Below are 12,548 nucleotides of genomic sequence, written 5' to 3' on the forward strand. Positions count from 1 at the left end.
GATTAGAAATGATAAAAACAATTCATAATGTTGAGGAAGTAATTGATTTCACATGGGAATTGAGTCAGGATAACCTAAATGCCAGTTATCCAAGAAAAGATTCAATTATAGAGCTTAAAGAATATATTAAAAAATTCATAGATGATGATAGTAAAAATGTAATAGCTAGCTATCAGCAAGGTGAATTATGTGGGATTTGCCTTTATTTTTGGATAGATGAGGAAAAGTATGTTCAAACAAAGATATTTTTAATAAAAGATGGTTATGACCAAGTTGGAGAAGAACTTATTAATTACATAAGGAATCAATTAACTGGATATGAATTCTTTATAACTGGAATACCTTTTACCAATAAAAATGCAAATGAATATTTCAAGAAAAAGAATATTAAGTGTAGTGAATCTAGTATTGTTACAGAAATACATAACTTAGAACCACGTACAAATCAAAGAAATCACTGCGTAGAAGAAGTTAGCAAAAACAATTTTGATGAATATGCTAAGTTTCATGACAGATATGCCATTCCTTTAGAAATGTATTATAATAGCACAAATTTGCTGAAGGATATGGAACGCTTTCGAGTATTTGTTTATAGAAATGCTAGCGAAATTATTGGGAGCATTTTTGTTAAGAGAGTTATGGACTCAGCAGAGGTTTTTGGCTTATTTGTTCATGAGAAATATGAAAATAAGGGAATTGAAGGTATCTTAATTAATGAGATGCTAACCCGATTATATAATGAACTTGGTGAAGTAAAGGAAATTGTATATTTTATTGAAGAAGATTCTACTAATGAACTGAATGCTGCTTTGACTGCAGGCTTTGAGGTTCAAGCTAAATATAGATGTTACAAATGCATACTTTAAATTGTCAAATTGTTATTTTGTAAGGATTAGTAGTTTTCAAAAAAGATTCAGCTATTGTTAAAATTGAATTGGTGAAGAATAATGTTTATATTAAGAACTAATAAATAAAAATGCTTGTTGAAAATTGAATAGAACATCCTTTGAAAAATACTTTAGCAGGGTATTAAATATACCCCTATGCTGAGGAGTTTTTTATTATTCAGGGGCATTTACCTATATAAAAAACTATAACAAATATATGAGACTTGGCTCATGAAAGTGAAATAATCTGGAAGAGTATTATTAAAAGAACATTAAAAAATTTTAATTTAACTTTAATTTTGACTTAATGAAAAATAAAAAGATATATTATATAATTAGATTAAAGATTGAAAGAGAAGCTGATTATATGAGGCGATTAAAGGTAAAGAAAAAGAAAAGGCGGTAATTTCAGAGAAGTGATAGATTACAAAGGAGTGATCATAGTTAAGAGGATATTAATTGTGGAAGATGAATCTAGTATTTCTGATTTTATAAAGGGGGAATTAGAGTATTAAGGATATAAGGTTTCGATTAAATTAAATAGTATCTATTTGGGTATAAAAGATTTTATACTTAAAAGGTTTGATCCAAATACAAGATATTAATAATATGATGATATATAGGAGGAAAAAAATGAAAAAGATAGTAATAGCAACAATTATCATGGGGATTAGTATGGGATTAGTAGGCTGTAATAATTCGGCTACATCAAATGATAAAAATGAAATAAATAGCAAAATCACTATTGAACAAGCAAAGGAAATAGCTTTGAAGAACTCAAATTTAACCAGCGAAGAAGTTTCATTTATTAGAGCAGATAGTGAAATGGATGATGGAGTAGAGAAGTATAACGTAGAATTTTACCATGAAAATAAGGAATATGATTATGAAATAAATGCAACTGATGGAAAAATTATAGAATATGATTATGATGTGGAAGATTATACTATGTCTGGACAACAAGGAACCAATGAAAGCGTTAGTGAAATAACTGAAGAGGAAGCAAAAGAAATAGCTTTAAAACATGCAAATTTAAATAATGACCAAGTGACCTTTGGAAGAATAGAAAAGGATTTTGATAATGGTGTTAAAAAATATGATATAGAGTTTTCTCATAATAATAAGGAGTATGATTATGAGATAGATGCTAACACAGGAAGCATATTATCATATGAGCAAGATTAAAGATTTATATTTGTATTTTAAATATTACTGGAATTTTTGTGGTTTCAGTAATATTTTTTTATTTGGAACTCTTATTTAAAATTGCATTAACTATATAAAATAGGGAATAGTAAAGTTTTTTACTTGTAGTAATGAAATTATATCCATAGGAATGGAAAATAAAAGAAGTTTTCAATATAGATTATCAAAATTCATGGACCTTATGTGAATATATGGGATATAATACAATATATCCTTGATAATTGAAGTAGAAAGATATAATATAGTAATTAATAAGTATTATTATTTACTAACAATTAATAGTTGAGAAAATAAATAATAGATATTACTATATATGAGTTATATATAGTAATAATAAGTTTATTTTATATAAAAGGGGGAATGGAAATGAGTATTTTAATAGGAATTTTATTACCGCTTGTAGGTACAACATTAGGTGCAGCATGTGTTTATACAATGAAAAAAGAAATGAACAAAGTGGTTAATAAAATACTTCTTGGGTTTGCATCAGGGGTTATGATGGCGGCATCAATATGGTCATTAATTATTCCAGCAATAGATATGTCTGGCCATATGGGAAAATTGTCTTTTGTTCCAGCAGCAGTTGGAGTCATTGGTGGAGTTCTGTTTTTATTTTCATTGGACAAAGTAATTCCACATATTCACGTAGATAGTGATAAAGCGGAAGGAACAAAAAAATTTAACTTGAAGAAAACTACAAAGCTTATATTTGCAGTAGCACTTCATAATATTCCAGAAGGAATGGCTGTAGGAATTGTTTTTGCAACCATTATGAATGGAGGGAACACAATGACTATTGCCGCTGCCTTTGCTCTATCTATAGGTATAGCAATTCAAAACTTCCCAGAAGGTGCAATAATATCAATGCCCCTTAGGAGTGAAGGGTTAAGTAAAAATAAGGCTTTCCTTTATGGTGCTTTATCTGGAGTAGTGGAACCTATAGGGGCAGCAATTACAATAGCATTTTCTAGTACTTTTACACCTATAATGCCATATCTTCTTTCCTTTGCAGCAGGAGCAATGATTTTTGTTGTGGTAGAAGAGTTAATTCCTGAAGCCGCAGAAGATAATGCTTCAGATATTAGTGCATTAGCTTTTGCTGTAGGATTTGTAATTATGATGATTCTAGATGTAGCACTATCTTAGGGAGAAAGAATTATAAATAAGAAAATATTTATGAGTGGATCTCTTTTAAAATGGTCAAAAGAATCTTGTTATGATTCCTGGAGTGGGGGATGGATTAAAAATAGATAAGGGTACTTCAGCCACCTTGGCGATAAATATAATCCCAATTCAATCGTTCTGCGTATCTCCCTAATAGAGGGGACCATTACCGACAACAAACAAAAATACGGTGAATATCAGTATGAAGTTGACTTTATAAATAAAAGGTTGAAGTAAATCTGTGGAGTATGCCTAATTTCATGATACATAGAGTTTACCTATAATATGGATAAAAGGATGTATTTATTGAATGAATAGCAAAAGAAGGTTTACTAAGGAGTATAAGGAACTTACTATTCTAGCTTAGAAGATGTTGCTTAAATAAAAGAATACAGGGCTATGATCAAGTTGATTTCTATAACTTGATCATAGCCATTTTTATTATATAGTTAATGATAATGCCGTACTATTCAAAACTGAATATGCGGTATTTTTTATTTTGCAATTCATAGGAATTCAGACCTAGTTAAGAAGATTTGTTCTTTGAAAATAGAATAGTATGATATTTGAAAAAACATGTTATAATTGACTCAGAATTGACTAATAATTGTATCATAATGTGAAATAAAGATATTTTCATAGGATAACAGAAGGGTATTTTACACTAGGAGGAAACAAATGACTAAAATAAATAATAGTGAAATTCATAAGAAATTTTTAAATATAGAAAGAAAGTTAAATGAAGAGCTAATAGGTCAGAAGGAATATATCCATAATATTTGTAACTACTTTGAGAGAAAAATTTCAACGGATCAAAGAGGTAGATTGCTTTTGATAGGACATCGAGGAACCTTTAAAAAGGCCAGTGTTAGGTCTTTATTTGCAAAGCTTAGAGAAAATGATTTAGTAGTAAGAGGAGAGGTTGAGGAGATTAATCTTGCCTCATACAATTTCAACTTAGGATTTAATGCATTTTTAACGGACTTGTATGAAAAGCTTAATGGTTCTTCAGGTGTGATAATATTTAAAAATCTAGAAGAGGCAAGTGAAAAAATAATAGAGGTTTTAGAAACTATTGAACCTAATAGCTGCATTAGATTAAATCAGGAATATGTAATTAAAAATAAGTTTTTAATTGAAGCAAGAGAGACTGATAGTGAGAAGATTCAAGAATTCATTTGTAATGATAAATTTTTTATTTTTGTTTATAACAATGATAGTAACAACATATTAGAAGAAGATTGTATTCATGCTGATGAGGTTTTACATACAAAACCATTAACTGAAGAAGAAAGAAGCATAGTAGTTAGAAAAAATCTTATAAAGGTTATAGATAAGCTTCAAAACCAATTCAATATAAATATAATACTAGGTGTTAATGAGGAGGAAAAAAGCCAGGATTACTTTGGTGTTTGCAAATATCTTCAGGAAAGTTTTAGAGAAAATTCTACTTTTGGAGTTAGCGAGTATATTTCATATAAAGTATATAAGCCTCTTGTAAATATAATAGAGGTTGAAATGGTTGATGGACAAAATCAGATTTTAGTTTACGTTGATAAAAATGAGATTTATTGCAAAATTAATAGTGATATATTTAAGCTTAGTGATTATTTGATACCTACCCTAGATGAGGTTAAATATAAGCTGAATTCTATTACAGGAATGAAAGAGTTAAAAGACTTTATAACTAATATAGAGAATAACTACAAGGTTCAGCACATAAGGCAGAGGCTTGGACTTAAAACTTCACAAATTTCTATGAACATGATTTTTGCTGGAAATGCTGGAACTGGAAAGACTAATGCTGCAAGGATAACCTTTGAATATTTATATGCCCTAGGTATTTTATCTAAAGGTGTCTTTAGGGAGGTTAGTAAGGCTGATTTTGTTACTGAGAACCTTAATGATGTAGCTAAAAGAACCATTGATATCATAAATTCAGCCATAGGAGGAGTTTTATTCATAGATGAGGCTTATTCTCTATGCGAAAGTGAAGATGATAAAGTTGGAAAAGAAATTGTAGATGCACTGTTAAAGGGTATTGAAGATAATAGGGATAATCTTATAGTAATTTTAGCTGGCTATGAAAATGATATGGAACACTTCTTATCATTTAATCAGGGCTTAAAATCTAGATTTTCAAATGTAATTCATTTCTACGACTATAATCCAGTTGAGATGTATGAAATCGCTGTAAATATAGCTAAATCAAAGGGATATAGAATTGCAAAGAATGTAAAGCCTGGACTTATAGATTTGTTTACTAGGAATCAGCTTACTGGAAAAAATGATTTAGGTAATGCCAGATTTGTAAGAAATATAGTTGAAAATGCAATATTAGATGCTTCTAAAAAATATTTAACTAATAGTGAAAGACAGATTGATTTATTAGAAAGAGATAACTTTAACTTTAAGGTTAATGCTAAGTTTGATTTAGAAGAGAAACTAAAAGATATTGTAGGATTAGATGAGGTAAAGGCTCTTTTAAGAAGTCAGTATAAGCTTATAGTTGCTCAAGAAAAAAGAAAATCTGTGGGGGTAAATACAAAGATAGAGCAAAATCTAAATATGGTATTTACAGGCAATCCAGGAACAGGAAAAACAAGTGTAGCGAGATTAGTAGCAGAAATGCTAAATAGTATGGGGCTTTTAAAGATAGGACAATTGGTTGAAACTGATAGATCTAGCTTTGTATCAGATGTTCCAGGTGAAACATCAAAGAAAACAGAGGAGAAATTTAAGGAAGCTATAGGTGGAATTCTCTTTATAGATGAAGCATATACTTTGGCTAATGATTCTTTAGGAATTGAGGCTGTAGAAACCCTTCTTAAATTAATAGAAGATTATTCTAAAGAAGTTATAGTAATTCTAGCTGGGTATGAAGAGGATATGGAGAATTTCTTTGATGTTAATATAGGTTTAAGATCAAGATTCCCACTATGGACTAACTTTGCTGATTATAATCCTAATGAGCTTTTAGAAATGTCAATAAGGCTAGTAGAAGCAAAAGGCTTTAAGTTATCTAAAAATGGGTACACTGCCCTAAAGAAGAGCTTTGTAGATATATACAAAAATTCTGATGCACAATCAGGCAATGGAAGAATGGTTAGGAACTATGTAGAAAAGCTAATCAGAAACCAAAGCATTAGAATTGTTGAAGAAGACATAAGCGTTTATGAGATGAACCTTATAACATCTAAAGATGTAGAAAAGATTAATGTGGCTGACTATGACAATAATTTTGATTTAGAAAAAAGATTAAATGTATTAGTTGGAAGCGAAGAATCTAAGGAGTTTTACGAGAACAATATAAGGTTCAAAAGGTTAGAGAAAAGAGAAGAAAGTTAGGCTTTAGTAATGATATAAATAAATATATGAATATAGTATTCACTGGGGAAAGTGGTACAGGTAAAAAGACCGTAGCTAATATATTAGCAGAAATGTATTATAGCATGGGAATGGTTAAGGCTAAGAGTACGGTGGAACTAGATAAATACGAGTTAATGGCATTGATAAATAGGGGAATGAAGCTGGAGGATATCCTTAGTAAGTTTGCTGGTAAGGTTCTATTTATTGATAAAATGCATTTGTTGTTAGAGGAGGAACAGTGTAATAAAGTAGTTGCAGAGTTAGTTAAGTTTATAGATAAAAATGCTAATAAAATTATTATTGTTTTATCAGGGGAGAAGGAAGGGATGAGAAGATTAGTATTAACTAATGAGGACTTCAACTATCGCTTCCCAACTTGGTTTGATTTTGAGGATTATGATTACAATGGACTTTGTGACATAGCCATAAACACATTAAATAGAAAGTCCTATTCATTAGAACGTGAAGCTGAAGTAGCTTTAAAGAAAGCTATAATTGGCATGTATGGAAATCCAAATTTAGTTCTAAGTAATGGTCTTATGATAAAACAGTATCTGGATTCTTTGATAAGAGCTCAAAGTATAAGAGTATGTGATGAGGATCTTAGCAAGGAGAATATAAATGTAATAACTGCAGAGGATATTATAACTGCACAAGATAAATTTTTATTAAAAAACAGTATTAAATAACATTGTTATGAAGGGCATATTTTAGAAATAGGCCTTTTATTTTTATGAATAATTTAGATTTAGTTAAATTATTCAATGGTAAAGGTAGTCCGTTGAAAAAGAAAAGTTGATGGTGTGAAAATATGTTATAATTAACTTATAATAGCACAAATGTGCTAGTTATTTTTTCGGAAGAGGCTTTATAGTAAAGATTCATTAAGAGAAGATACATTAAGGAGTAATTAATTAAATAATATAATATTTATGAAGGAGATAAATTATGTTTAGAGGAATGCGTAGAAAGGCACAATTACTTTCAGAGGAAGAAACAATAAAAATATTTGAAAAGGGCACATCAGGGGTGTTAGCAGTATTAGGAGATGAGGATTATCCCTATGCAGTACCACTTAGCTATATTTATTGCGATTCAAAAATATATTTTCATGGAGCTAAATCTGGTCATATGCTAGATTCAATATTAAAACATGAGAAAGTATCTTTCTGTGTAATAGATGAAGATAAAGTTGTACCAGAAGAATATACAACTTATTTTAGAAGTGCAATTGCCTTTGGAAAAGTAAGAGTTATTGATAATGAAAATGAAAAAAGAAATGCAATTGAAAAGTTAGCTGTAAGATATACACCTAATGATGAAGAAGGTCGCCTGAAAAAAATTGAAAGAGAGTACAAAATACTTTGTATGTTTGAATTAGATATTGAACATATGACAGGAAAAGAAGCCATGAAGTTAGTGAGAGAAAAAAAGAAAAAATAAAGAAATTAAATTTCAATTTGTAGGGCAATTAATAAAAAATATATGCGAAATATTTCAAAGTTTTAGAAAGTATGATATAATACTTATTAATAATTATTATTAAGTAATAAAGGAGAGCGTAATATGATAGAGATAAAAGAGTTAAATGTTGATACTTTACAATGTACTGTTACTTTTGTATATGAAGATCAACAAACAGATAATCAGGTTTTAGAGCAATTGAAGTCAAAACAAGTATTTGAAGGAAAGAGTGGACAAGTTTTTTATAGAACTACTAATGAGTTAAATTATGAGATTTATGTAGGCTTAGGTAAATATGAAGAGCTAGAAAGAGAAGACTTTGTAAATGCAGTTGCTAAAGCTATGAAACAAGCTGAAAAGTTAAATGTAAATAGCCTTGGTATTAACTTTATAGATGCTAAAGGCTTATGTACAGGTGGCGTTACAAAAGCTATAGTAGAAGGTGTGAAATTAGCTGGCTACAAATTCAGCAAATATAATAAAGGAAAAGAAAACTATAATCCACAGGTAGCTATACTAGGTGCACCAAAGGAAAAGGCAGAGAAGATGGCAATAAAAATAGCAGAAGCTAGCAATGTTATTGATGGTGTGATTTTAGCTCGTGATCTTGTAAATGAACCTGCTAACATACTTTATCCAGAAACTTTAGCACAGCGTGCAGTGTTAGCTGGAAAAGAAAGCGGCTTTGAAGTAGAAGTCTTTGATGAAAATCAAATAGAAGAACTAGGCATGAAGGCATTTTTAGAGGTAGCAAAGGGATCTATTCATAAACCAAGATTAATAGTTATGAGATATATGGGTAATCCTGATAACGATGAAAAAATTGGACTAGTAGGTAAAGGGCTTACTTTTGATACAGGTGGCTATTCTCTTAAACCATCAACTTCTATGGATACTATGAAAAGTGACATGGGTGGGGCAGCAGCTGTTATTGGAACAATGCAAGCCTTAGCAAAGAATAAAGTAGAAAAGAATGTCATAGCGGTTGTAGCAGCTTGTGAAAATGCTATTTCAGGTGGAAGCTATAAACCAGGAGATATTATTGGCTCTATGGCAGGTAAGACTATAGAAGTATTAAATACAGATGCAGAGGGTAGATTAACCTTAGTTGATGCTATTACTTATATTATTGAAAAAGAGAAGGTAGAAAAAGTAGTAGATGTAGCAACTCTTACAGGAGCAGTACTCGTAGCCCTTGGTAATGAAATAACAGGGGTAGTAAGTAATGACGATGCCTTTTATGAGGAGTTATTAGTAGCTGCAAAGAGAAGTGGAGAGAAATTCTGGAGACTTCCAAATGATAAGTGCTTTAAGAAACTATATAAGGGTAACTTTGCAGAACTTAAAAATACTGGTGGACGTTATGCTGGAACAATTACAGCTGGTATGTTTATAGAAGAGTTTGTGCAAGATAAACCATGGTTACATCTAGACATTGCGGGAACATCTTGGACAGATAATGGAAATGATTGTACACCTAAGGGGGGAACAGGAGCACCTGTTAAAACTTTATACGAACTTGTTGTAAAACATGTATGCAATCATTCTAAGTAAATAAGATAGTGAGTAGGAGGAAAATAAAATAATTATTTTCCTCCTATTTTATTATTCTATGTACAAAAGAAACTTATTTAGGTATACATAGATGCTTTTTCAGTAGAAATATACTAAAGATTAAAAGCGTATTGTATAATTATATTATAGGAAAATTATGGTACAATCGTATTAAAGTATATTATTTCAGGAGGACGTTTATAGGTGTATAGAAAGTTTATTTCTGAAAAAAGAAGAAGCATTACAACTCCACAAAATCTAGTAGATAAAAATGGAAGGTGTGTATTTGGCACTTTTGATAAAGAGTTTGAAAAAATGGATTTATTAAAGGCTAAGAAACCTACACATGCTCCACAGGCCATGAATAGGTTTAAGTTAACACTTTGGCAGGCAACAGAGATTTTCTTTGAAAATGGTATTCTCCTTTCAGCTGTATGTGATATGGGGGTATTAGGCAAGATACTAAATGTATTTTATGATAAGAGGACTAATAAGACCTATTGTTTTAATACAAATCTTAAAAGCAAAGATACTATTATTGCACCCAATTTATTAAGAAACAGTATTATTGAGGCAACCACAAAGGATGGCTTTGTAAAGTATGTTAATGACTTGGGAAATGGAAGATGTAGCTTAAGTGGAAGTCATAAAAATAAGGAGGGGCTAACCCTTGAATATGATTTTCAGCTTTCGAGAATTAGTAAGCCAAGTATAGTAAGTATTCCCTTTGATGATAACAGACCATTGTATAGTCAAAAGGATTTTCTTAAGGCTGAAGGGAAGCTTATTTTTAATGGTGAAGAAATGATTACAGATAAAAATACAGTAGCAATAACGGATGATCATAGAGGATACTATCCAAGACATACACATTATGATTGGATAACAACCATGGGAAGAAATGAGGTTAATGGAGAAAGTAAATATTTTGCATTAAATCTTACTCATAATCAAAGTATTGACCCAGAAGCTTATAATGAAAATTTAATATGGTTTCAAAAAGATATTAGTATTCTTCCACCTGTTAAATTCACAAAAAATATTGAAAGCAAAAACTTTAAAGAAGGAACTATATGGACCATAAAGGATGAACATGATATGGTTAATCTGCAGTTTAAGTTATCAGATATTTATGGAATGATTAAGCATGCAGTAATTGTAAATATAGATTATTATATCGCCTTTGGCCTATTAAATGGCTATGTAAGAGATGAGACTGGCAACAAATATATTCTAGATGGAATGCCTGCAATGGGCGAAGATAAAACCCTTCTTTTCTAAGAGATACAGATATATTTATTTATGTTTTTATAACATATTGGAGATACTTTAGCGCCACGTAGTGTAAAGCATACTGTATCAGAAGGCTTTGAGGTAGCTATGTGAATTCAGTATCAAGATACCTGAAAATAATTTTATACAACTTAAAAACAAACACTAGTTGATTTTAATAAATTCAGCTAGTGTTTAATTTTTCTCTATACCTTAACTTTCATAAGGATATACTTTCATTGGTAATATGGTTAATTTTGAAGCAACAGGATATATGGACGTTTCTGGAAATCATTCAAGAGTTTTTGAACTAGTATAGATAATAGATGAAAATTTACATTGTCATAAATTTAACAAAAATTAAAAAAGTAGACATTAAATAATTTAATCGCCATATAATTAAGTGATTAGAAAAAAGGAGTTTATAAACATAGAAAATATGATGAATATTAATGATATTTATTAATGAAAAATACAATATCATTTAATGATTAATAAATTTAAAGTAAGGGGGAGAGATTAATGGAAAATTTAAAGAAGACATTTCTATATGATAGTCATTTAGAATGCAAAGGAGAAATAGTTGAGTTTTGTGGTTGGGCACTTCCTATTAAGTATGAAGGTATTATTGAAGAGCATGAAGCAGTAAGAAATGCAGCTGGTATCTTTGATGTTTCGCATATGGGCGAAGTAGATGTTATTGGGAAACAAGCCTTTGACTTTGTTCAAAATTTAGTTACTAATGATGTAAGAACTTTAGAGGACAATCAAGTTCTTTACAGTATGATGTGTTACCCAGATGGAGGAGTAGTAGATGACCTATTAATATATAAATTTTCAGATGAGCATTTTTATCTTGTTATTAATGCTGCTAATGTAGAAAAGGATTATCAGTGGATGCTTGATAACAAAGGAGATTATGAGGTAGAACTAAGTAATATTTCTTCAGAAGTATCAGAAATAGCAATCCAAGGTCCTAATGCTGAAAAAATTCTTCAGAAGCTTACAGAATTTGATTTAAAAGAAATAAAGTTTTTCCACTTGAATAGAGAAGTTAATATTGCAGGGGTTAAATGTTTGGTTTCTAGAACTGGATATACTGGTGAAGATGGATTTGAAATCTACACAAATAATGAAGATATAAAAATTATTTGGGATAAGCTTTTAGAAGCTGGAAAAGACGACGGATTAAAACCAGCAGGACTTGGTGCTAGGGATACTCTTAGATTTGAGGCTTCATTACCATTATATGGTCATGAAATTTCACAAGATATAAGTCCATTAGAAGCTGGATTATCATTCTTTGTTAAATTAGACACAGATGACTTTATTGGTAAGGATGCACTAGTAAAACAAAAGGAAGAAGGCCTTAAGAGAGTACTTAGAGGTTTTGAAATGATAGACAGGGGAATAGCAAGAGAAGGCTTTGAAGTTTTTGCAGAGGAAAAGAAGATAGGCTTTGTAACAACAGGATATTATTCTCCTACATTAAAGAAAAATATTGGATTGGCATTAATAGATATTGAATATGCAGATATGGGTAGAGAGCTTGAAATTGCAATTAGAAATAAACATAAAAAGGCAAAAATTATTAACAAGAGATTTTATAAGAAAAATTATAAAAAATAATCG

Annotated in this window: 7 protein-coding genes and 1 pseudogene; all 8 read left to right on the forward strand. The window is 30.1% G+C overall.

What is annotated here, in order from left to right; translation table 11 throughout:
• Positions 1 to 8: 8 nt before the first annotated feature.
• The 8 genes and pseudogenes from BN1075_RS15545 to gcvT all read left to right on the forward strand — a co-directional run bounded on the left by BN1075_RS15545 (position 9) and on the right by gcvT (position 12,545).
• Positions 9 to 866 carry a GNAT family N-acetyltransferase gene (locus BN1075_RS15545; protein ID WP_040194147.1) on the forward strand — a complete coding sequence of 286 codons (858 nt, stop codon included), beginning with the start codon at positions 9 to 11 and terminating at the stop codon, positions 864 to 866.
• Between the two features lie 654 nt (positions 867 to 1,520).
• Positions 1,521 to 2,072, forward strand: a complete 552-nt coding sequence (locus BN1075_RS15550) for a PepSY domain-containing protein (RefSeq protein WP_052406580.1) — start codon at positions 1,521 to 1,523, stop codon at positions 2,070 to 2,072.
• A 387-nt stretch (positions 2,073 to 2,459) separates the two neighbouring features.
• Positions 2,460 to 3,239, forward strand: a complete 780-nt coding sequence (locus BN1075_RS15555) for a ZIP family metal transporter (protein ID WP_040194148.1) — start codon at positions 2,460 to 2,462, stop codon at positions 3,237 to 3,239.
• A 696-nt stretch (positions 3,240 to 3,935) separates the two neighbouring features.
• A pseudogene (locus tag BN1075_RS15560) lies at positions 3,936 to 7,315 on the forward strand (AAA family ATPase).
• A gap of 259 nt (positions 7,316 to 7,574) precedes the next feature.
• Positions 7,575 to 8,069: a pyridoxamine 5'-phosphate oxidase family protein gene (locus BN1075_RS15565; protein ID WP_040194150.1), complete on the forward strand. Its 495-nt coding sequence runs from the start codon at positions 7,575 to 7,577 to the stop codon at positions 8,067 to 8,069.
• 123 nt (positions 8,070 to 8,192) lie between these two features.
• Positions 8,193 to 9,644 (forward strand): leucyl aminopeptidase, encoded by a 1,452-nt coding sequence (locus BN1075_RS15570; protein WP_040194151.1) that lies wholly within the window; start codon positions 8,193 to 8,195, stop codon positions 9,642 to 9,644.
• A gap of 204 nt (positions 9,645 to 9,848) precedes the next feature.
• Complete coding sequence (locus tag BN1075_RS15575; RefSeq protein WP_040194152.1) at positions 9,849 to 10,925, forward strand: DUF2804 family protein; 1,077 nt, start codon at positions 9,849 to 9,851, stop codon at positions 10,923 to 10,925.
• A gap of 513 nt (positions 10,926 to 11,438) precedes the next feature.
• A complete protein-coding gene (gene gcvT, locus BN1075_RS15580; RefSeq protein WP_040194153.1) occupies positions 11,439 to 12,545 on the forward strand; it encodes a glycine cleavage system aminomethyltransferase GcvT in 1,107 nt (368 codons plus the stop codon).
• Positions 12,546 to 12,548 lie beyond the last annotated feature (3 nt).

The organism is Clostridium culturomicium (genome assembly GCF_000821305.1).
GTDB lineage: Bacteria > Bacillota > Clostridia > Clostridiales > Clostridiaceae > Clostridium_J > Clostridium_J culturomicium.